Raw genomic sequence first — 20,819 nt, forward strand, 5'->3', positions numbered from 1 at the left:
GCGGGTGGTGGCGGACGCGTCCTTGTCGCCCGGGATGGCGGCGGCGGATTCGACGGCGTCGAGCCCGCCCAGATCGGGATCCGGGTCGGCGACGCCGCCCTTCGCGCCCGGACCGGCGCTGACCGGGCTAGTGATGGTTGTCCTCCCCCGCGCCGGCCGCGAGGTGGAAGGTGCGGGAGCAGTAGGGGCAGGTGATCTCCTCCCCCTCGATCCGCAGCCAGATCAGGGGGTGGCCAAGCGCGCCGCCGCCGCCGTCGCAGGGGGTGTTGCGGGAGGTCACCTCGAACCGCTCGTCCGGCGTGACGCCGGGGACGCGGTTGGGGGCGTAGTTCGTCATGTTCGGGTCGCGCATCGGGCGGGTCCTGGGTGCTCGGGCGGAAGATAGGGGCAGGGGCGGGGTCCGGCCAGGGCGCGGGGGCGCCGGGATCTCAGGCCGAAACCTCAGCGGGGCGGGGAAGTCCGGCCGGCCGCTCCACCGTCACCGTACCAGCCCCTTCCGCCGCCGCAGCAGCAGGTGGACAGCGCCGGTGTTGGCTTGGTGCGGGTGGGCGGCGCCGAGGATCAGCGGTCGCAGGGATGGCAGGTTCAGCCAGTGCGGCAGTTCGCGGCGGAGCACGCCGCCCTCCCCGCCGCCCTTGCCCCCTCCCTTGCCTGTCACGATGGCGACGCAGCGCAGCCCGTCCGCATGGGCGTCCCGGAGAAAGGCGAGGGTGGCGTCGTGCGCCTCCTGCGCGCGGCGGCCGTGCAGGTCCAGGGTGCGCTCCGGCCGGGTGCGGCCGCGGCGGAGGTCGCGCCAGCGGCGGTCGTCCAGCCCCGGCGCCGGCTGGCCGACGGCGACGGGCGGCAGGGGGACGGGCTTCGGTGGGGCGGGCGGCGCGGCGGAGGGCGCCGCCGTGGGAGCGGGCGTTTCGGGCGCGGGCGGCGGGGGCGGCGGCGCGTCGCGCCCCGGCAGGGCCTGCACCGCGTTCAACGAGAGATAGGCGTGCCAGAGGGCGCGCTCGCCTTCCGAGACGCGGCGGGGACGTCGGGGCACCTCTAGATGCCGGGGCTGGGCGGGCCGTCCGGGGTGGCGACGGGGGTGCGCGCCGCCTCCGGGCGCGGGTCGTCGGTGACGTGAATCTGGGCGGCGGGGTCGTCCTCCACGAGTATGACGTGCAGGCGGCGGGGGCCGTGGGCGCCGAGTTCCAGCGTCTGCTCGATGTCGGCGGAGCGGGAGGGGCCGGTCACGAACATGATGTTGCGCGGCATGAAGCCGCCGGAGGGTTCCTTGCCGCCTCGTTCGGCGCGCAGGCGGTCCCAGGCCTCCTCATAGGCGCCGACGAGGGCGGAGGCGCGGAGGACGGCGATCTCCGTCTCGGCGAGGAGGTTCAGGGTGGTGGGGCGCGTAGGGTCGGAGGGAAAGATCAGCGTGCCGGTCTCCGCCACGGCGGCCCAGGCGTGCTGGACGGAGACGGTGTCGGTGGCCTCGGCGCGGCGGGCCTCGAAGGTCAGAAGGGGGCGGGTGTCCCAGGGGAGGTCGCGCAGCTCCGGGTGGGGGGCGAGGACGAAGCGCGGCTCCAGGTTCTGGGCGGCGAGGTAGTCGGCGATGGCTGCGGGGACAGCGGCGGCGTCGGGCACGCGCTCCACCGTGCCGAACTCCTTCTCCACGTTCTTCACGAAGAGGGCGATCTGCTGCGGGCGCGGCACGCGGGAGCGGGCAGGGATCAGGTGGCGGGGATGGGTGGCCAGGCGGCCATCCAGCATGGCTCGCTGGTCGGCGGGCAGCGGGCCGCGGCGGAGGCCGCGGCGGATGGAGGAGAGGATGGCGTCCTTGGTCATCGGGCCGCCCCGTTCCGCTGCGCCCTGGCGTAGCGGGCCATGAAGGTGCCGCCGGGCTCGGGGGCGGGGAGGTCGCGGCCGCCGGTCCAGCCCTTGGCGAGGGGGAGGGAGGTGAAGCGGCCCCTGCCGCGGCCGAGGAGGGAGAGGAGGCCGATGCCGAGGCGCGTGGCGGTGCGGTAGAGGCCGGGGCGGCGGGCGAACCAGGCCCAGACGCCGAGGCCGCTGCGGATGGTCGAACTAGTCAGGTGGCGCTCGAACTCGCGCTCCCGCCAGTGGCGCATGAGGTTGGGCAGCGGGATCTTCACGGGGCAGACGCTCTCGCAGCGGCCGCAGAAGGTGCTGGCGTTGGGGAGGTGGCCGGCCTTGTCCACGCCGACGAGGGAGGGCGTGAGCACGCTGCCCATGGGGCCGGGATAGACCCATCCGTAAGCATGACCGCCGGCGACGTTGTAGACGGGGCAGTGGTTCATGCAGGCGGCGCAGCGGATGCAGCGCAGCATGTCCTGGAACTCGCTGCCGACCATGTTGGAGCGGCCGTTGTCCACGAGGATGACGTGGTATTCCTCGGGCCCGTCGAGGTCCGCGGCGCGGCGCACGCCGGAGGAGAAGGTGGTGTAGACGGAGAAGTCCTGGCCCGTCGCGCTGCGGGCGAGGACGCGGAGAAGCGACGTGCAGTCCTCCAGCGTCGGGACGACCTTCTCGATGCTGGCGAGGGCGATGTGGACGCGCGGCAAGGTCTGCGTGAGGTCGCCGTTGCCCTCGTTCGTGACGATGACGCTGCTGCCCGTTTCCGCGATGAGGAAGTTGGCGCCGGTGATGCCGACATCGGCGGCCAGGAAGCGCTCGCGCAGGCGGGTGCGGGCTTCCGTCAGGATGTCGCGGCGTTCGTGGAAGACGCGGTCGGGCGGCAGGTCGGTGTGGGTCTTGCGGAAGGATTCCTCCCAGTCTTCTCGATTGAGGTGGAAGGCGGGGGCGATGATGTGGGAGGGCGGTTCGTCGCGGATCTGGAGGATGTATTCGCCGAGGTCGGTTTCGACCGGGGTGATGCCGTGGCGCTCGAGGTGGTCGTTGATCCCCAGCTCCTCGGAGATCATGGATTTGCCCTTGGTGACGGTGCGGGCGCCGGCCTTGCGGCAGATCTCCAGCACCGCGGCGCGGGCATCCTCGGCGGTGCGGCACCAGTGGACCTGGCCGCCATTCGCCTCGACGTTGTTCGCGAAGGTTTCGAGGTAGTGATCGAGGTTCGCGATGGTGTGGTTCTTGATGTCGCGGGCGATGTCGCGGAGTTGCTCGAACTCCGGCAGGCCCTCCTTCGCCTTCAGGCGGCGGGCCTGGAAGCCGGGGCCGGCGTTCTTGAGGGCGCGCTGGATGTTCGGGTCCTGGATGGCCCGGACGGAGCGGCGCTTGAAGTCGGGGGAGGTGAGCGCGACCATCTTCCCTATGTAGCGCGGGCGGGGGTGTCTGGCACCGGGGCGCCGGGCCGGGGGTGGGTGTCTTACTTCCTTACCGGGCGACGGGGCCGGAGCTTGGCTTTTAGATCGCTGAATCGACGAGGTTTCCCCCGAGCTCTTCCCTTACTTCCTTACTCTCTTACGATCTTACCAGCTTGTGGCGGTGTAGCTGTGGGCGCGGATCGGCCGTTGATGAATATTATCCTATTCGCCGCGGCGGCACGGATCAAGCGCGGCGTCAGCCAACGAGGGCGGCGGCGAGGTTCACGGCGGCGGCCACCACCACGGCGTTGAAGAGGAAGGACAGGGCGGCGTGGCCCATGACGAGGCGGCGCATCCCGGCGGAGCAGGTGGTGACGTCCGAGACCTGGGCGGTCATGCCGATGGTGAGGGAGAGGTAGAGGAATTCCGGGAAGTCGGGGCGGTCGTTGCCGGGGAATTCCAGGCCCTGGCCTTTTCCGTCCAGCCAGAATTCGTGGGCGTAGTGATGGGCGAAGAGGATCTGCACGAAGATCCAGGAGAGGACGACGGTGATGCCGGCGAGGGCGGCCGCGAGGCCGGCGCCTTGCGTGCCCTTCGCGGCGGCGAGGTCCACGACCACGGCGATGATCGAGGCGAGGGCGGCGGCGACGGCGAGGCCGAGGATGGTCCATTTGTCCTCGTCGAGTTCCGCGGCGCGCTGGGCCATGGATTCGGGGGTGGCGGGCCAGAGGAGCCAGAGGACGGGGAGGAGGTAGGCGACCACCGCGGCGTCCCAGCCGAGGAGGATGGCGGTGCTGGCGTCGAGCCGGGTGAGGCCCGTGCCGATGCCGACGAGGAGGCCGATGGCGAGGGCGGCCAGGATGGTCGGGCGACGGCGGAGGGAGAGCCACATGGCGGCATTCTCGGCCGGTGGGGCGCGGGGGCAACTCCCAGCCGGTGCGGGACCGTTCAAGTCCGTTCCGCGGCAGCCTGACAAAAATAGAAGGGGGTCCGGGGGGATACCTCCCCCCGGCTTTCTGCTCATTCTTCCGCCTGTGCCATCTGAATCGCCTGCTCTCCGTCGTGTCGTCTTCGTCCTGCTCTGCCTGGCCGTCTCGGCCGGGTTGGGGACGCTGCTGTGGCGCGTGCTGGCGTCGGGCGGGTGGACCGGGTGGGAGGTGGTGGTGGCGGCGGCCTATCTGCTGACGCTGCCCTGGACGGCGATCTGCGTGGTGAATGCGGGGCTGGGGCTGGCGATCCTGCTGGCGGTGCGGGATGCGCCGGGGTTCCTCGTGCCGCAGGTGCGGGGGACGGGGCCGCGGCTGCGGACGGCGATCGCGGTGTGCGTGCGGAACGAGGACATGGCGGCGGTGCTGCCGCCGCTGGGGCGGCTGCTGGACGGGCTGGAGGCGGCGGGGGAGGGGGAGCGGTTCACGCTGTGGTTCCTCTCGGACACGCGCGATCCGGAGCATGCGGCGCGGGAGGATGCGGCGGTGGCGGCGTTCGTCGCGGCGCGGGGCGGCGGGGTGCCGGTGCGGCACCGTCGGCGTGCGGATGGGGCGGGGTTCAAGGCGGGGAACGTGATGGAGTTCCTCGACAACCATGCCGGAGGGCATGAGCTGGTCGTGATGCTGGACGCGGATTCCGAGATGTCGGCGGCGGCGGTGCTGCGGCTGGTGCGGGGGATGGAGGCCGATCCGGGGCTGGCGCTGATCCAGCAGCTGATCGTCGGGCGGCCGGCGCCGCGGGCCTTTCCGCGGCTGTTCCAGTTCGGGATGCGGGCGGGGATGCGGGCCTGGGCCACGGGGCAGGGGTGGTGGCAGCTCGATGACGGGCCGTACTGGGGGCACAACGCGGTGTTCCGGGTGGCGCCGTTCCGGGAGCACGCGCGGTTGCCGGTGCTGCCGGACGGGTCGGCCATCCTGTCGCACGACCAGGTGGAGGCGGTGCTGCTGCACGCGGCGGGGTGGCGGGTGCGCTGCCTGCCGGCGGAGGACGGGTCGCTGGAGGGGAATCCGCCGGCGCTGCCGGAGTTCCTGGAGCGGGACCGGCGCTGGGGCGCGGGGAACATGCAGTACCGGTACCTGATCGGGCGGCCGGGGCTGCGGTGGATGGGGCGGTGGCAGATGGCGCAGGCGATGCTGCTGTTCCTGACCGCGCCGCTGTGGGTGGTGATGCTCCTGGCGGCGGTGGGGAACGCGGTGTCGGGGGGCGGGGCGTCCACGCCGATGGGGGCGTTGGCCGGGCTGCTGTTCGTGACGTGGCTCTGCAACGCGGCGCCGAAGCTGTGCGGGTATGCGGAGGTGCTGATCAAGCGGGAGATGGCCGCGACCTATGGGGGGAGGGGCGCCTTCCTGCGAGGGGCGGTGCTGGAGATCGTCTTCAGCCTGCTGATCGAGCCGGTGAGCCTCATCAACAAGACGATCTCGCTGGGAATGCTGGCGCTGGGGGTGCGGTCGGGCTGGGGGGTGCAGAACCGCGTGGACCGGGGGGTGGCCTGGGGGGATGCCGCGCGGCTGCTCTGGCCGCACACGCTGGTGGGGGTGGGGTGCGTCCTGGCCCTGGCCTCGGTGTCCGGAGCGGCGCTGCTGTGCGGGCTGCCCTTCCTGGCGGGTTCGGTGCTGACGATCCCGCTCTGCGTCTGGACGGCGGCGCCGGGGGTCTCGGGGTGGCTGGTGCGGCGGCGGATCGCGGCGACGCCGGAGGAGTTGGCGGGAACCGGCCGGGCCGCGCAGAGTGCCGCGCATGTCTGAGACCGCACCCGTCCGCATCGTGGACTGTCATCACCACGTCTATCAGGCGTCCCGGCCAATCTATCCGGGAGGCACGCCGCATCCGGATGCGACGCTGCTCGACTACGACGCGGTGCGGGCGCGGGTGGGGATCACGCATCACGTGCTGGTGCAGCCCTCGGCCTACGGGTTCGACAACGCGCTGCATCTGGAGGCGCTGAGGGGGCGGGAGGGCTTCGCGCGGCTGGTGGCGGTGGTGCCGCCCGACCTGGGGGCGGCGGAAGCGGGCCGGCTTCGGGCGGCGGGGGTGGTGGGGGTGCGGGCGAATCTCGTGCAGGGGATTCCGCTGGCGCCCTCGGACGTGCCGGCGCTGGGGCGGCTCTGCGCGGATCAGGGTTGGCATCTGCAGGTCTTCGCGAATGCGGAGATGGTCGCCGGCATGGCGGGGGTGCTGCGGGCGCTGCCCTGCCCGCTGGTGCTGGACCACTACGCGCTGCTGCCGCCGGAGGGGTATCAGCGGCATGCGGCCTGGCCGGTGGTGGCGGGGCTGCTGGCCGCGGGGCGGGCCTGGGTGAAGTTGTCGTCGCCCTATGCGCTGTCGCCCGGCGAGATCGGGCCGTTGACCCATGCGCTGGCGACGGAAGGGCCGGGGCAGTTGGTGTGGGGCACGAACTGGCCGCATCCGAACGCGAAGGGCGTGCCGCAGGACGAGGCGGCGCTGATGGCCGGCGCGCTGCTGCCGCTGCCGGCGTCGCTGCGGCCGGCGGTGCTGTGGGACAATCCGGCGCGGCTGTACGGCTTCGCGTCGTGAAGGACCTCAATTCCTTCGACCTGAACCTGCTGCGCGTCTTCGACGCGGTGGCGCGGGAGCGGCACGTGACGCGGGCGGCGTCGCGGCTGGGGCTGTCGCAGCCGGCGGTGTCCAATGCGCTGAACCGGCTGCGGGCGTCGCTGGGGGATGAGCTGTTCCTGCGGGCGCCGAACGGGGTGGAGCCGACCGAGCTGGCGCTGACGCTGATGCAGCCGGTGTCCGAGATGCTGGACCGGCTGTGCGAGACCTTCGCGGCGACCGCGCCCTTCGATCCGGCGACGAGCGACCGGGTCTTCACCCTGGCCTTCTCCGAATACGCGGAGGCGGTGCTGGCGCCGGCGCTGCTGGCGCATCTGGCGCAGAACGCGCCGAAGGTGTTGCTGGCGATCCGGCATGGCGACCGGACGAATGTCTCGGCGCTGCTGGATTCCGGGGAGGCGGTGCTGGCGGTCGGCGTGCTGCCGGAGCCGACGGCGCTCTACACGCGCGTGCGACTGCTGCCGGAGGAGTTCTGCGTGCTGGTGCGGCCGGGGCATCCCCTGCTGGAGGGGGCGCTGACGGTCGAGCGCTACGTATCCTTCCCGCATCTGCTGCACTCGGCGAACGGGTCCCGGGGCGGGGCGATCGACGTGCCGCTGCGGGAGGCGGGGCATCCGCGCCGGCTGGGGGCGGTGGTGGCGCACCTGTCGGCGGTGCCGGGCATCCTGCTGGGGACGGACATGGTGATGACGCTCTCGGCGCGGCTGGCGCGGCAGCTCTCGGCGGCGCACGGGCTGGTGACGATGCCGGTGCCGCTGGTCATCGAGCACACGCGCCTGTCGCTGATCTTCCACCGGCGGTTCGAAGCGGATCAGGGGCATGCCTGGCTGCGGCGGCTGATCCTCGCGATCGCGCGGGAGATGGGGGGCGGAACGAGCGAGGCCGCCGCCGCGCGCTCCGCGGCCCGGGCCGCCGTGGGGGACTGAGCCGCGCCGTTTGGTTCGGGCCCCGAAACTTGACGGGGCAGGGTGGGGCGGGCGAGGAGTCGGGCCATGGCGACGCCCCCACAGATGCAGACCATGGAGGCCTTCCTGGCCGGGATGCCGGCGGCCGTTTTGCCGCAGCGGTCCTTCTGGATCCTGGCGGCGGCGAATCTCGTCATCGCCTGGATCGCGCTGACCCAGGGCTGGTTCCTGGTGGACGTGGTGTTCGCCTACCTGATGCAGCGGGTCGTGGCGGGGGTGCTGACCTTCGTGCGGATCGCGCGGCTGCGCGACTTCTCGGCGGAGGGGTTCACCTACGGGCAGCCGGCGGACGAGCCGAAGCACAAGGTGAAGCGCGCGGCGCTGATCGGGTTCAGCCTCATCTACGTCATCGTGCACCTCGTGCTCTTCGCTTTCGTGACGGGGTTGGGGGATCCGCCGCGCTGGGTGTTCTGGAGCCAGCCGGCGCAACTGCTGGCGGCGGCGGCGTTCCTGCTGCCGCTGTTCCTGGCGGGGCAGCGGACGGCGGGGGAGCGGGATGCGCGGCCGATGATCGGCGGCATGATGCTCACGCCGCTGTATGGCGCGATCCCGCTGATCCTGGCCGTGATGATCCTGGATTTCTTTCCCGAGAACCTGGGGATCCTGCTCTTCCTGATGGTCAAGCTGGGCATCGAGGGCGTGTGCGTCGCCATCCTCACCTATGAGGGTGAGGAGCGCGCGCGGACCGGCGGGGCGGGGTCCCGCCCGCGGCGGGCGGCGCGGAAGGCCTGACCGGCTGCGGGGAACGCGGAACGGTTAGGCATTCCGCGGCAGCCTGACAGAAAGAGATGAGTGGGGGTCCGGGGAAGAGAATTCCTTCTCTCCCCCGGAGTCACGCGCGGGGCGGAATCAGCCCCAGGGACCGCGCTTGCGCGAGGTGCGGGCGTAGCCGCCGCCGGAGGGCGTGGACCAGGGGCCGGGGCGGCCGGAGGGGATGCCGGTGGGCATGGCGTGGGCCGCGCCGGCGAGTTCCATGAGGGCGGCGACGCGGTTCTCGGTGCTGGGGTGGGTGGAGAAGAGGTTGTCCATCCCGCGGCCGGAGAGCGGGTTCACGATGAACATGTGGGCGGTGGCGGGGTTGGCCTCGGCGGCGTGGTTGGGGATCTCGTGACGGGCGCCTTCGAGGCGGAGAAGGGCGTTGGCGAGGGATTCGGGGCGGCCGGCGATCGCGGCGCCGAGGCGGTCGGCCTCGTACTCGCGGGCGCGGCTGATCGCCATCTGGACGAGCATGGCGGCGAGCGGCGCGAAGATGAGGAGCAGGAGGGAGCCGATCGGGCCGAGGGGGGAGTTGCGGTCCCGCCCGCCGAAGAGGCCGCCGAACTGGGCGATCATGCCGATGGCGCCGGCCAGCGTCGCGGTGACGGTCATGACGAGGGTGTCGCGGTTGCGGATGTGGGCGAGCTCGTGGGCGATGACGCCGGCGACCTCGTCTTCCGGCATCAGGTCGAGCAGGCCGGCGGTGACGGCGACGGCGGCGCGGTCCGGGGAGCGGCCGGTGGCGAAGGCGTTCGGCTGGCCCTCGTTGATGACGTAGAGGGCGGGCATGGGGAGGCCGGCGCGCTGCGCGAGGGCGGCGACCATGGCGTGCAGGCGGGGGTGGTCATCGGGGCCGATGGGCTGGGCGCCGTGCATGCGCAGAACGGCGGAGTCGGAGTTCCACCAAGCGAAAAGGTTCATGCCGGCGGCGAAGAGGAAGGCGATCACCATCCCTTCCCGGCCGCCGATGACGGCGCCGATGGCGACGAAGAGCCCGGTGAGGGCCGCCATCAGCAGGGCGGTGCGCGCGTATCCGGCCATGACTCCTCCTCTCCTGGCCCTTGGCACCCTAGATGGGCCGCATGAGCGAGACACAGGATAGCAAGACCCCGCCGGTTGCGCCGGTTTCTCCGGAGGACCCCCGGAAGGGGGCGGCGGGAGAGGCGGTGGCGCCCCCCGCCCCGCCGCTGCCGCCGGAGATCGGCGGGCCGAAGGGGCCAGAGCCGACCCGCTACGGCGACTGGGAGCGGAAGGGGCGGGTGAGCGACTTCTAGGGCGGTCGCCGGCCCGGTGTGCCCACCGGGCCGGGCCGTTTCCGCCGGACCGGAGCGCGCGGGGCGGTCGGCCCCCCACGCTCAGCCCGCCGTGTTCAGCCCGCCACGAAGGCGAGGAGCTCGGCGTTCAGGACGTCGGCGTTCACGGTCAGCATGCCGTGGCCGTATCCCGGGAAGGTCTTCAGCCGGGCGTTGCGGAGCAGCTTGATGGAGAGCCGCGCGCTGTCGTCGATGGGGACGATCTGGTCGTCCTCTCCGTGCAGGACGAGGGTCCGGACGCCGATGGCCTTCAGGTCCTCGGTCTGGTCGGTCTCCGAGAAGGCCTTGATGCCGTCGTAATGGGCCTTGGCGCTGCCCATCATGCCCTGGCGCCACCAGTTCCAGATCACGCCCTGGTCGGCCTTCGCGCCCGGGCGGTTGTAGCCGTAGAAGGGGCCGGTCGGGACATCGACGAAGAACTGCGCGCGGTTGTCGGCGAGGGCCTTGCGGAATCCGTCGAAGACCTCGATCGGCAGGCCGCCGGGGTTGGCGGCGGTCTTCACCATCAGGGGCGGCACGGCGCTGACGAGCACGGCCTTGGCGACGCGCCCCTGCGGCTCCCCGAATTTGGCGACGTAGCGGGCGACCTCCCCGCCGCCGGTGGAGTGGCCGATGTGGACGGCGTTCCGGAGATCGAGGTGCTGCACCACGGCGGAGGCGTCCGCGGCGTAGTGGTCCATCGTGTGGCCGTCCCAGACCTGGGCGGAGCGGCCGTGGCCGCGGCGGTCATGCGCGATCACGCGGTAGCCCTTCGCGAGGAAGAAGAGCATCTGCGCGTCCCAGTCGTCCGCGGAGAGCGGCCAGCCGTGATGGAAGACGATCGGCTGGGCGTCCTTCGGACCCCAGTCCTTGTAGAAGATGTCGACGCCATCGGATGTCGTGACGAACGGCATGAAGAAATCCCTCTGTCCTGTTCCGGCCGTGCTGGCTTGCGCGGGTGTGGTGAGTCCCGGCCGCTTCCCCGCATCCTCGCTTCTCGGCGATGCAACGACTTCACGGCGTTTGCGCGGGTCTGACAAGGCGGGGGCGCGGGCGGCGCTGTCATGGCCGCGTCGTCCTCCGCCGGCGCGTGCTTGGCGTCCCCGCGGTTCGGGGCAATCCTGCGCGGCTGGATGACGCGCCGCAGGGCATGGAGGCCGATTTGAATCCTGATGGGACGCGGCTTCGCCGATCGGGAGTCGATGGTGGCGGCCGGGCGAGGATCGTCGTCCCGCGCCGTGCCGCGAGGGCGGGGCGGTGATGCCTGGCCCGGAAGACGGGGCGGAGCCGGGGCGCGTTCCCGCGCGTTTCGCCGGGCGCGTCGGGCTCGTCACCGGGGCGGCCTCGGGGCTCGGGCGCGACGTGGCGCGGGCGCTGGCGCGGGAGGGTGCGCGACTCGTCCTGATGGATCGCGACGCGGTGGCGCTGCAGGACGTGGCGGCGGAATGCGATGCCGTCGCGGTGGCGGGCGATGTGTCGTCGGCCGCCGACATGGGGCGCGCGGGGGCGGCGCTGGACGCGCTCGGGCCGGTGCGGCTGCTGGTGACGGCGGCGGGGATGCTCGGCCCCACCGTTCCGCTGCCCGCGGTGGCGGAGGCGGACTGGGACCGGCTCTTCTCGGTGAACGTGAAGGGAACCTGGCTGGCGCTGAAGGAGGCGCTGCCGCGGATGGCCGGGGGCGGCGCGGTGGTCACGGTGGCCTCCGGCGCCGGGCTGGTGGGGAATGCGGTGTTCCCCGCCTATTCCGCCAGCAAGGGCGCGGTGGTGCTGATGACGCGCAGCGTGGCGGCCGGGCACGCCGCGCAGGGCATCCGGGCCAATGCGGTCTGCCCCGGGCAGATCGAGACGCCGATGCTGCGGAGCGTCTTCGAGGGGCTGGGGGCGGAGGCGGCCTCGGTGGAGGCGATGTTCAAGGCGCGCAACCCGTCCGGCCGCTTCGGCACGCCGGCGGAGGTGACGGGCGCGGTGCTGTTCCTGCTGAGCGACGAGGCCTCCTACATCAACGGCACGGCGCTGCCGATCGACGGGGGCCGGCTTGCCTGAGGCGGGGCGGCTGGCCGGACGCCGGGCGGTGGTGACGGGCGCGGCGCGGGGCATCGGCGCCGCGGCGGCGCGCCGGCTGGCGGCGGAGGGTGCCACGGTGCTGCTGGCCGATCGCGATCCCGCCGTGGCGGACGCCGCGGCGGCGATCGGGGCGTCGTTCCTCCTGCTCGATGTGGCGGCGCCGGAGGCCGGGGCGCGGCTGGCGGAGGCCGCGCTGGGGCGGTTGGGCGGGGTGGACGTGCTGGTCAACAACGCGGGGATCGGCGGGTCCCGGCCGCTGGCGGAGTCCGATGACGCGCTGCTGTCGCGGATCCTGGACGTGAATCTCGGCGCGGTGCTGCGCGTGACGCGGGCGGTGTTGCCGCACCTGCCGCGGCCGGGCGGGAGCATCGTCAGCACGGCCTCGGTCTTCGGGATCGCCGGGCATCCCGGCACGATCGCGTATGCGGTGGCGAAGGCGGGGGTGGCGCAGTTCACGCGGACGCTGGCGGCGGAGGTGGGGCCTGCCGGCATCCGCGTGAACGCGGTGGCGCCCGGGGTGATCGAGACGGCGATGACGGAGGCCGCGCTGCGGGACCCCTGGTACCGCCGCACGGTGCTGGAGCCCACGCCGCTGCGCCGGGCGGGGCAGCCGGAGGAGGTGGCGGCGGTGATCGCCTTCCTGGCGTCCGAGGAGGCGTCCTTCGTGACGGGGCAGGTGATCGCCGTGGATGGCGGGTGGCTGGCGGCGCGCCATCCGCCGCGCGAGGATGGGTAGGCAGGAGTCCCTGATGATCGACATGAGCGTGCGCTGGCCCGGCGGGGCGCGGGTGGCCGTGGCGCTGACCTTCGACTTCGACGCGGAGACGCTGTGGCTGTCCCGCGATCCCTCCAATGCGCGGCGGCCGGGGACGCTGAGCCAGGGGGCCTATGGCGCGAAGGTCGCGGTGCCCATGATCCTGCGGACGCTGAAGGAGGCCGGGGTGAAGGCGACCTTCTTCATCCCCGGCTGGACCGTGGAGCACCATGCCGACCGGGCGGAGATGATTCTCCGCGAAGGGCATGAGATCGGCCATCACAGCTACTCCCACGCCTGGCCCGATCCGGATCATCCGGAGAAGGACGTGGAGGAGATGGAGCGCGGATTGGAGGCGCTGAAGCGCGTGCTCGGCGTGGTGCCCAAAGGGTATCGTTCCCCGGCCGGGGAAACGACGGACGAGTTGGTGCGGCTGCTCGACCGGCACGGCTTCGCGTATGACAGCTCCATGATGGGGGACGTGAATCCCTATCGCCTGCCGCATCCCGATGGCGGGCGGCAGCTGGTGGAGCTGCCCTATCACTGGAGCCTGGACGACGCGCCCTACATGCTCTTCTCGGTGAAGACGCCGCGGCCGATCATGACGAACAGCCATATCCGCGAGGTCTGGCAGGAGGAGTTCCGCGAGATCCATCGCTGGGGCGGCTTCTACCACCTGGTGATGCATCCGCAGCTCAGTGGCCGGCCTAGCCGGATCGCGCTGCTGCGGGAGATGATCGCGTTCATCCGCGGTTATGAGGGCGTGTGGTTCGCGACCTGCGCCGAGGTCGCCGCCGCCTGGGCCGCCCAGGAAACGCGTTGAGGCAGACGGACCGGAGGAGAGAGCGATGCAGGTGACGCGGAGAGGGGCGCTCGCGGGCGCCGGCGTGGCGATCCTGGCGGGGCGGGCGCGCGCGCAGGCGGCGCAGCCGCTGCGCTTCGTGGTGAATGTCGGGCTGCAGAACCTCGACCCGATCTCCTCCCCGTCCTTCGTGACGCGGAACTTCGCCTATCTCGTCTTCGACACGCTCGTCGCGCTGGACAGCGCGGGCGAGTACCGGCCGCAGATGCTGGAGGGCTGGGAGATCAGCCCGGACCGGCTGACCTGGACCTTCCGGCTGCGGCCGGGGCTGGAGTTCCACGACGGGACGAAGGTGACGGCGGAGGACGCGGTCGCCTCCATCAAGCGGTGGGGCGGGCGCGATTCCATCGGGCGGCGGCTGATGGCCGCGGCGTCCGACCTGTCCGCCAGCGACGAGCGCGTCTTCGTGCTGAAACTGTCGCGGCCCTTCGGCGGCGTGCTGGAGGCGCTGGGCAAGCCGAGCGTGCACGTGCCCTTCATCATGCCCGCGCGCATCGCCAACAGCACGCCGCCCGCGCAGCAGGTGCGGGAGATCATGGGCTCCGGCCCCTTCATCTTCGAGCGGGAGGGCTGGGTGCCCGGGGAGCGCGCGACCTTCCGCCGCAACCCGCGCTACGTCCCGCGGCAGGAGGCGGCGGACGGGCTGGCGGGCGGCAAGATCGCGAAGGTGGACCGGGTCGAGATGACGACCATGTCCGATCCCGGCCTGCGCGTCGCGGCGCTGCAGACCGGCGAGGTGGACTACCTGGAATACGCGCCCGTGGACTACCTGCCGCGGCTGCGGGGCAACCGCGCCATGACGATCGCCCGCGCGGGCGGGCAGGCGGAGCTGATGTATGCCGCCAGCCTCAACCACCTCCTGCCGCCGTTCAACAACGTGCTGGTGCGGCGCGCGGTGCAGCAGGTGCTGGACCGGGAGGAGATCCTGACGGCGGTCGGCTTCGGACCGGGGCTGGGGCAGCCGGACTGCACGTCCCTGTTCATGTGCGGGGCGGCGTATAGCAGCACGCAGGGATCGGACCTCATCGCGCGGCCCAGCCTGGAGCGGGCGCAGGCGCTGCTGCGGGAGGCCGGCTATAACCGGGAGCGGGTGGTGCTGCTGCACCCCGTGGACAGCCCGCTGCTGAACCCCTTCGGCCAGGTGCTGATCGACCGGATGCGGCGGGCCGGGTTCAACCTGGACGTCCAGGCCGGGGACTGGGCGACGCACGCGCAGCGCTGGGTGCAGCGGCAGCCGCTGGACCAGGGCGGGTGGAACATCGTGCCGGTCGTCTACACCGGCTTCGACCTGGCGAACCCGCTGTCCAACATGGGGGTGGGATTCAACTGCACGGACAACCAGCCCTGGGGCTATTGCGACGCGCCGCTGACGCCGGCCATCGAGGCCTTCGAGGCGGAGAGCGACCCGGCGAAGCGGCGGGAGCTGGCAGGACAATTGCAGAAGCTGGCCTTCGAGGCCGCGACCTTCCCGATCGCCGGGCAGTTCCGCAGCCCGGCGGTCTGGCGGTCGGAGCTGCGGGGCGTGATCGACTTCGGCTTCCCGGTGATCTGGAACATCGAGAAGCCGGCGCGATAGGGCGACCCGCGCGCGGCCGCCGATCGAGACCTGGAGGAACCGGATGCCCCTCATCTCCAACACGCACGGCAAGGGTCGCGTTCGAACCCTGCGCATCGCCAAGCACCCGGACGGCACCCAGTCCGTCCGGGAGCTGAACTGCCATGTCATGCTGGAGGGCGACTTCGGCCGCTCCTTCTCCGCGGCAGATAATTCACGGACGCTTTCCACCGACACGATGAAGAACCTGATCAACATCGTGGCGAAGGAGCACCCGGATACCCCGAACGAGCCGTTTCTCCAGGCCGTCTGCCGGCGCTTCCTCGAACGCTATGAGACGATCGGGACGGTCAGCATCACCGCCCATGAGACGCGCTGGACCCGGATGGTGGTGAACGGGGCTCCGGCCGCCCACGCGTTCACGCTGGACGGCAATGGCCGGCCCGTGGCGAAGGTGACCGCCACCCGCGCGGGCATGGACACCGAGTCCGGCGTTGCCGGCCTCACCTTCCTGAAGTCCACTGCCTCGGGCTGGGCCAATTTCTGGCAGGACAGCTACACCACCATCCCGCCCACCGATGACCGGATCGCCGCCACCGCCCTGGATGCGCGCTGGACCTGGACCGGCGCGCCGGCCGATTACGAGGCCGCCAACGCCACCATCCTGCAGACCATGCTCGGGGTTTTCGCGGAGACCTACAGCCATTCCATGCAGGACAGCCTTTACCGCATGGCGGAGGCCGCGCTGGCGAAGGTGACCGAGATCGGGCAGGTCTCCCTGGCCGCGCCGAACAAGCACTATCTTCTCGTCAACCTCGCGCCCTTCGGACTGACGAACGAGAACGAGGTCTTCCTTCCCACCGATGAGCCGCACGGCCAGATCGAGTGCGTGGTGGGGCGGGCCGCGCCTCCCTGAAGGTGTGCAGGCGGCTGGCAGGTCGTGCCCTTGCACAGTGGAGCTGTCCGCTGCGGCAGGCCTGCAGGTCGTGGCAGCCGGCTGGAGAGAGCGGGCGCCGCGTCGCGGGCGGGACCTCCCGGATCGGGTGCGGCTGCGGCATGATGGCGGCGTTCCTTGTTCGCAGGATGCCGCCATGGACAGGTTTGCCGAGCAGGCCAGCGCCTATATCGAGCTGGTGTACGGGATCGCGCCGCCGAATGACGCCGCGCTGGGCTTTCTCGGCGGGCTGGCGGCGGCGATCGAGCAGACGCGCGCGATCCGGGATCGCCTCCGCTTCGAGGATGAGCCGGCCGGCTTCGAGGCCGCCCTGCGCGACCTGAAGGAGGAGGCGTGACGTCGCCCGACGCGCCGACGCTCGTCGAGGTCGCGGACGCCATCCGCGACCGGCGCGTCAGTTCCATCGCGGTGCTGGAGGCGTGCCTGGCGGCGGTGGACCGGCACGGGCCGGCGATCAACGCCGTCACCTGGATCGACCGGGAAGGGGCGCGGGCGGCCGCGCGGGCCGCGGATGCCCGGTTAGCGGCGGGCGTGCCGGTCGGTCCGCTGCACGGCGTGCCGCTGGCGCACAAGGACATGTACTACCAGGCCGGGCGGCCGGCGACCTGCGGCTCCGCGATCCTGCGGGATCATGTGCCTGATGTCACGGCCACGGTGCTGCGCCGGCTCGAGGCGGCCGGGTCCTTCGCCTTCGCCGGGCTGAACATGGCGGAGTTCGCGCAGAACCCCACGGGGCACAACGCGCATTTCGGGCACACGCGCAATCCGTGGAGCCTCGATCATATTCCCAGCGGGTCCTCCAGCGGACCCGGCGCGGCGGTGGCGGCGGGGCTGACCCCTGCGTCGCTCGGGTCGGACACGGGCGGGTCGGTGCGGCTGCCGGCCTCGGCCTGCGGCGTGACGGGGCTGAAGCCGACCCAGACGCGCGTGAGCCGGGCGGGGGTGATGCCGCTCTCCTTCTCGGCCGACAATGTCGGGCCGCTGGCCCGCACGGCACGGGACTGCGCGCGGGTCCTGCGCGTCATCGCGGGGGTGGACCCCGCCGATCCCACGGCCAGCGCCGAGCCGGTGCCGGATTACGAGGCCGCGCTGGACGGCGACCTGCGCGGGCTGCGCGTGGGCATTCCGACGAACGGCTTCCTGGGGGAGGGGACGCCGGTCGAGGCCGCCGTGCACGCGGCCACTGCGGTGCTGGCGGCGCGGGGCGCGCGCCTCGTGCCCATCGTGCTGCCCTATGCGGCGGCGGCGACGGCGTACCTGATCGTCATCATGCGGTCCGAGGGCGCCGCGGTGCACGAGCGCTGGATGCGGACCCGTGCGGAGGAGTACGGCCCTTCCCTGAGCGGGAAGATCTATTGCGGCTATGCCATCCCGGCGCCGCTCTACGTCGAGGCGCTGCGCGCGCGCGGGCCGATCCTCCGCGCCTTCGCGGCGGAGGTGTTCGGCGCGGTGGACGTCATCGCCATGCCCACCATCCCCGCGCCCCTGCCGACCCTGGCGGAGACCGATGTGGATGCGGGGCACCCGGGCATGCCCGCCGTGACCGAGGCGCTGGGCGTGAACACCCGGCTCTTCAACTATCTCGGCCTGCCCGCGGTCAGCATGCCCATCGGGTTCGATCCGAACGGGCTGCCGATCGGGCTGCAGATCGCGGGACGGCCCTTCGCGGAGGGGCGGGTGCTGAAGGTGGCGGATGCCTATCAGCGGGACACGGACTGGCATGCGCGGCGGCCGTCCCTGGGGAAGGCGCCGCCTTCCCCAGACCCCATCCGCCAGGGGGCGAACGCGCTTCCTGGACCCGCGTCGACTTAACCGCGGGGTCCGGGGGCGCGTTCGCCCCCCGGTGGAGGGTCCGGGAGGCCAAGCCTCCCGGTGCCGGCTCTCGGATCAGTCCAGCCGCGCGAGCCAGCCTTCGGTGTCCGGCGTGGCGGCGGGATGGGCGTCCACGACCCAGGGGTCGTGCCCGGGAATGACGAGGTCCGGGCTGTCGGAGAGCGCGAGCGCGCGGTCCATCGCGTCGAGCGCGTCGCCGACGTGGAAAAGGGCGGGGAAGGGGACGCGGCGCGCGAGGTTCTGGCGGTGCGCGACGGCATCGGTGGCCAGCACCATCCAGCCGCGCCGAGTCCGCGCCCGCACGATCTGCAGCCCGTCCGTGTGCCCGCCGACATGGTGGAGCGTGAGTCCGTCCGCGATCTGCGCGTCACCGTCATGCAGCGCCAGCCGGCCGGCGTGCAGCAGGGCGCTCATCGCGGCGATGTCGCCGGCCTCGTAGCCCGCGCGCAGCACGGCATGGCGCATGGCCGGCCCGTTCACATAGGCCAGCTCCCGCCGCTGCAGGTGGAAGGTGGCGTTCGCGAAAAGGCCGGTGCCGCCGGCATGGTCCCAGTGCAGGTGCGTCTGGATGACGGTCCGCACGGCGGCGGGCGGGGTGCCGAGGGCGGCGAGCGCATCCTCCATCCCGCGGAACTCCGCCTTTCCGTAGCGGGCGGTGCGGGACGCGTCCGCGGCGGTGTCCATGGCGATCACACCGTCCGGCCCGCGGAGCAGGAAGGCGTGGTAGGCGATCGGCATCGGCGCGTCGTCGCCCCCGCCGCCGAGGAACCATTGGGAGGCGCGGCGCCCGCGGTCCATCGCCCAGCGCAGCGCATAGATCTCCCAGGTCATGGCGCCCCACCCATGAGCGACAGGCCGCCGTCCACGGCGAGGGTGGTGCCGGTCACGTAGCCCGCAAGGTCGGAGCAGAGAAAAAGGATCGCGCCCGCCACGTCCTGCGGCGTGCCGGTGCGGCCGGCGGGGATGAGGGCCAGCTTGCGCGCGCGCCAGTCGGGATCGGATTCGCGCGCGGCGCGGTTGAACTCGGTCTCGATCGTGCCGGGTGCCACGGCGTTCACCGTGATCCCGCGCGTGGCCAGCTCCAGCGCGAGCTGGCGCGTGAGGCCGCCGATCCCGGCTTTCGCGCTGCCATAGGCCACGAGGCCGGGATTGGGCATCCACTGGTTGACCGAGGACGTGAGGACGATCCGCCCGCCGCGCTGCATCAGCGCCGCCGCCTCCCGCGCCAGGACGAAGTTCGCGACGAGGTTCACCTGGTGCACGCGCGCGAACTCGGCCGCGCTCGTGTCCGCCAGAGGCTTGCGCAGGAGGATTCCGGCGTTGCCGACGAGGATGTCGAGGCCGCCCAGCGCTTCCGCCGCGCGGTGGGGCAGGCGGGCGGCCGCCTCCTCGTCGGAGAGGTCGGCCTGGAGGGCGGGGCCGCCCGTCTCGGCCGCGAGCGCGGCGGCGGCCGCCGCCTCGTCCCGGTGGTGCACGGCGACCCGGGCGCCGGCCTGCGCGAGGAGAAGGGCGACGGCGCGGCCGATCCCCGCGGTGGCGGCGCCGGTCACGAGCGCGCGCCGGCCGGCGAGGGAGAGGGAAATGCTCATGCGTGTCCTAGCGCGCGGGATGCGTCCGGGTCGCCCGCCCGGTCACGGGAGGGCTGAGTGGTGTGGCGTCGCTCCGCATGGGCAGGGGCTCCGGGAAGGGGGGCCATCGAGGCGGACTCGCCAGGGGGTGTCAACGCGCGGGGCGTCGCCGCGCTACCGCAGCGCTTCCAGCACCGATCGGATGATCCGACCCATCGCGAACTTGTCCACGGTGCGGAAGGGCTCCGTCTCGGTCTGCGCCCGGTGCACGACGATGAGGCCGAGGCTCGGCACCACGAGTAGCAGGTGGCCACCCCAGCCGCGCGCGGAGTGGGCATCCTCCGGCAGGATCACGCCGGGCAGGTGCACGCCGCCCCGGCACACCCACCACATGTATCCATAGGCCCCGTCCTGCCCGGCATCCGAGATCGGCTGCACCGAGCAGCGCACCCAGTGCGCCGGCACGATCTGCCGTCCCTCCCAGCGGCCCTCCGCCATCCAGAGCTGGCCGAACCGCGCGAGGTCGCGGGACGAGAGCCGGATGGGATAGGCGGGATGCCGACTCTCGGCGGCGTGGATGTGAGTCGCGTCCTCCGGGACGAAGTCCTCCATCCCGAGCGGGCCGGCCAGGAGCGCGGCGAAGGCGTCCGGCACGGAGCGACCGGCGGCGCGCTCGTAGATCGTGCCGAGCGCGTTGAAGTCCCAGTTGTTGTAGGTCCACCAGGTGCCCGGCGCATGGGCGTGGCGCGGCGGCTTGATGAGCTTCATCCGCGCGCTCTCGTAGCCCGCCGGATGCATGATGCCGGAGCGTGCGGTGAGCAGGTCGTAGACCGTGGCATCCCGCTCCACCGGCGACAGGCCCTCGTGGTCGTCAATCCCGAGCGCCTCCAGCGTCGCGCCGAGGTCGAGTTGGCCCTTCTCCACCGCGATCCCGATCAGGGCGGCGAGGATGGACTTGCGGATGGACCGGACATTCGCTCGCCACGCCGGGTCGCCCAGCGTCGCCGCGACGCGCCCGTGATGGAGGATGAGCAGCGCCTTGGTACCAAGGCCGCGTGCCAGTTCCAACGCGGGGGCGAAGCCTGCCTCCGCAGAGAGGGGGAAAGCGGATGGTGTGGCGCCTGACATGCCGCAGCATCCCACCGCCCCGGAGCGGCAGCCAGACCGCGGTCAGCGGATGCGCAGGCCCCCGTTCCCAGCCGCGCCCACAGATCGCGGGGTCCGGGGGCCACGCCCGGCCCCCGGCGGAGGGTTCGGGAGGCGGAGCCTCCCGGCGACGCTCGCCGTGACAGCTTCCCCCCCCGCGGCCCTAGACCGGCGCACGTTACCGTCGTGACAGAACGCCTTTACCCCGCCTTAATCCCGACTGCCCGTTGCCCCCATCGGGTCGTTCTCTCCGCATG

General features: G+C 72.4%; 22 protein-coding genes. 12 read left to right on the forward strand and 10 right to left on the reverse strand.

Annotated elements, in window-relative coordinates:
* Positions 1-127: 127 nt before the first annotated feature.
* From ACP6CK_RS21315 to ACP6CK_RS21335, 5 genes are all read right to left on the reverse strand, one after another.
* A complete protein-coding gene (locus ACP6CK_RS21315) occupies positions 128-352 on the reverse strand; it encodes a zinc-finger domain-containing protein (RefSeq protein WP_426955319.1) in 225 nt (74 codons plus the stop codon).
* A gap of 126 nt (positions 353-478) precedes the next feature.
* A complete protein-coding gene (locus ACP6CK_RS21320; RefSeq protein ID WP_426955320.1) occupies positions 479-1,033 on the reverse strand; it encodes a Smr/MutS family protein in 555 nt (184 codons plus the stop codon).
* A gap of 2 nt (positions 1,034-1,035) precedes the next feature.
* On the reverse strand, positions 1,036-1,818 hold the full coding sequence (locus tag ACP6CK_RS21325; protein WP_426955321.1) for a LutC/YkgG family protein: 783 nt from the start codon (positions 1,816-1,818) through the stop codon (positions 1,036-1,038).
* Positions 1,815-3,251, reverse strand: a complete 1,437-nt coding sequence (locus tag ACP6CK_RS21330) for a LutB/LldF family L-lactate oxidation iron-sulfur protein (RefSeq protein ID WP_426955322.1) — start codon at positions 3,249-3,251, stop codon at positions 1,815-1,817. The genes ACP6CK_RS21325 and ACP6CK_RS21330 overlap by 4 nt, the downstream gene beginning before the upstream one ends.
* A gap of 256 nt (positions 3,252-3,507) precedes the next feature.
* Entirely contained in the window at positions 3,508-4,143 is a 636-nt protein-coding gene (locus tag ACP6CK_RS21335) for a DUF1345 domain-containing protein (protein ID WP_426955323.1), read from the reverse strand.
* 142 nt (positions 4,144-4,285) lie between these two features.
* On the opposite strand from ACP6CK_RS21335, the gene mdoH reads away from it, so the two are divergent.
* The 4 genes from mdoH (at position 4,286) to ACP6CK_RS21355 (ending at position 8,509) form a co-directional block, all read left to right on the forward strand.
* Entirely contained in the window at positions 4,286-5,983 is a 1,698-nt protein-coding gene (gene mdoH / locus ACP6CK_RS21340) for a glucans biosynthesis glucosyltransferase MdoH (protein ID WP_426955324.1), read from the forward strand.
* Complete coding sequence (locus tag ACP6CK_RS21345; RefSeq protein ID WP_426955325.1) at positions 5,976-6,773, forward strand: amidohydrolase family protein; 798 nt, start codon at positions 5,976-5,978, stop codon at positions 6,771-6,773. The genes mdoH and ACP6CK_RS21345 overlap by 8 nt, the downstream gene beginning before the upstream one ends.
* A complete protein-coding gene (locus ACP6CK_RS21350) occupies positions 6,770-7,738 on the forward strand; it encodes a LysR family transcriptional regulator (RefSeq protein ID WP_426955326.1) in 969 nt (322 codons plus the stop codon). The genes ACP6CK_RS21345 and ACP6CK_RS21350 overlap by 4 nt, the downstream gene beginning before the upstream one ends.
* A 66-nt stretch (positions 7,739-7,804) precedes the next feature.
* Positions 7,805-8,509, forward strand: coding sequence for a DUF6498-containing protein (locus tag ACP6CK_RS21355; RefSeq protein ID WP_426955327.1), 705 nt, complete (start codon positions 7,805-7,807; stop codon positions 8,507-8,509).
* 117 nt (positions 8,510-8,626) lie between these two features.
* Here the strand turns inward: ACP6CK_RS21355 and htpX are convergent, their stop codons facing one another.
* Entirely contained in the window at positions 8,627-9,574 is a 948-nt protein-coding gene (htpX, locus tag ACP6CK_RS21360; protein ID WP_426955328.1) for a zinc metalloprotease HtpX, read from the reverse strand.
* 41 nt (positions 9,575-9,615) lie between these two features.
* Here htpX and ACP6CK_RS21365 point away from each other — a divergent pair, with 41 nt between their 5' ends.
* Positions 9,616-9,807 carry a DUF1674 domain-containing protein gene (locus ACP6CK_RS21365; RefSeq protein ID WP_426955329.1) on the forward strand — a complete coding sequence of 64 codons (192 nt, stop codon included), beginning with the start codon at positions 9,616-9,618 and terminating at the stop codon, positions 9,805-9,807.
* 95 nt (positions 9,808-9,902) lie between these two features.
* Here ACP6CK_RS21365 and ACP6CK_RS21370 read toward each other — a convergent pair whose 3' ends face one another.
* Positions 9,903-10,739, reverse strand: a complete 837-nt coding sequence (locus ACP6CK_RS21370) for an alpha/beta fold hydrolase (RefSeq protein ID WP_426955330.1) — start codon at positions 10,737-10,739, stop codon at positions 9,903-9,905.
* Positions 10,740-11,085: 346 nt separating this feature from the next.
* Here ACP6CK_RS21370 and ACP6CK_RS21375 point away from each other — a divergent pair, with 346 nt between their 5' ends.
* The 7 genes from ACP6CK_RS21375 to ACP6CK_RS21405 all read left to right on the forward strand — a co-directional run bounded on the left by ACP6CK_RS21375 (position 11,086) and on the right by ACP6CK_RS21405 (position 17,827).
* Positions 11,086-11,868 carry an SDR family NAD(P)-dependent oxidoreductase gene (locus ACP6CK_RS21375; RefSeq protein ID WP_426955331.1) on the forward strand — a complete coding sequence of 261 codons (783 nt, stop codon included), beginning with the start codon at positions 11,086-11,088 and terminating at the stop codon, positions 11,866-11,868.
* Complete coding sequence (locus tag ACP6CK_RS21380) at positions 11,861-12,625, forward strand: SDR family NAD(P)-dependent oxidoreductase (RefSeq protein ID WP_426955332.1); 765 nt, start codon at positions 11,861-11,863, stop codon at positions 12,623-12,625. Before ACP6CK_RS21375 ends, ACP6CK_RS21380 begins: the two co-directional genes overlap by 8 nt.
* Before the next feature lie 13 nt (positions 12,626-12,638).
* A complete protein-coding gene (locus ACP6CK_RS21385; RefSeq protein WP_426955333.1) occupies positions 12,639-13,466 on the forward strand; it encodes a polysaccharide deacetylase family protein in 828 nt (275 codons plus the stop codon).
* A 25-nt stretch (positions 13,467-13,491) separates the two neighbouring features.
* Positions 13,492-15,081, forward strand: coding sequence for an ABC transporter substrate-binding protein (locus tag ACP6CK_RS21390; protein ID WP_426955334.1), 1,590 nt, complete (start codon positions 13,492-13,494; stop codon positions 15,079-15,081).
* 43 nt (positions 15,082-15,124) lie between these two features.
* On the forward strand, positions 15,125-15,976 hold the full coding sequence (pucL, locus tag ACP6CK_RS21395; RefSeq protein ID WP_426955335.1) for a factor-independent urate hydroxylase: 852 nt from the start codon (positions 15,125-15,127) through the stop codon (positions 15,974-15,976).
* A gap of 175 nt (positions 15,977-16,151) precedes the next feature.
* Positions 16,152-16,352 carry a hypothetical protein gene (locus ACP6CK_RS21400; RefSeq protein ID WP_426955336.1) on the forward strand — a complete coding sequence of 67 codons (201 nt, stop codon included), beginning with the start codon at positions 16,152-16,154 and terminating at the stop codon, positions 16,350-16,352.
* A complete protein-coding gene (locus tag ACP6CK_RS21405) occupies positions 16,349-17,827 on the forward strand; it encodes an amidase (protein WP_426955337.1) in 1,479 nt (492 codons plus the stop codon). The genes ACP6CK_RS21400 and ACP6CK_RS21405 overlap by 4 nt, the downstream gene beginning before the upstream one ends.
* A gap of 75 nt (positions 17,828-17,902) precedes the next feature.
* On the opposite strand, the gene ACP6CK_RS21410 is transcribed toward ACP6CK_RS21405, so the two are convergent.
* The 3 genes from ACP6CK_RS21410 to ACP6CK_RS21420 all read right to left on the reverse strand — a co-directional run bounded on the left by ACP6CK_RS21410 (position 17,903) and on the right by ACP6CK_RS21420 (position 20,544).
* On the reverse strand, positions 17,903-18,679 hold the full coding sequence (locus tag ACP6CK_RS21410; protein WP_426955338.1) for an N-acyl homoserine lactonase family protein: 777 nt from the start codon (positions 18,677-18,679) through the stop codon (positions 17,903-17,905).
* Positions 18,676-19,437, reverse strand: coding sequence for an SDR family NAD(P)-dependent oxidoreductase (locus ACP6CK_RS21415; protein WP_426955339.1), 762 nt, complete (start codon positions 19,435-19,437; stop codon positions 18,676-18,678). The genes ACP6CK_RS21410 and ACP6CK_RS21415 overlap by 4 nt, the downstream gene beginning before the upstream one ends.
* Before the next feature lie 153 nt (positions 19,438-19,590).
* Complete coding sequence (locus tag ACP6CK_RS21420; RefSeq protein WP_426955340.1) at positions 19,591-20,544, reverse strand: serine hydrolase domain-containing protein; 954 nt, start codon at positions 20,542-20,544, stop codon at positions 19,591-19,593.
* Positions 20,545-20,819: the final 275 nt, after the last annotated feature.

Source organism: Muricoccus radiodurans (assembly GCF_050154705.1).
GTDB lineage: Bacteria > Pseudomonadota > Alphaproteobacteria > Acetobacterales > Acetobacteraceae > Roseomonas > Roseomonas radiodurans.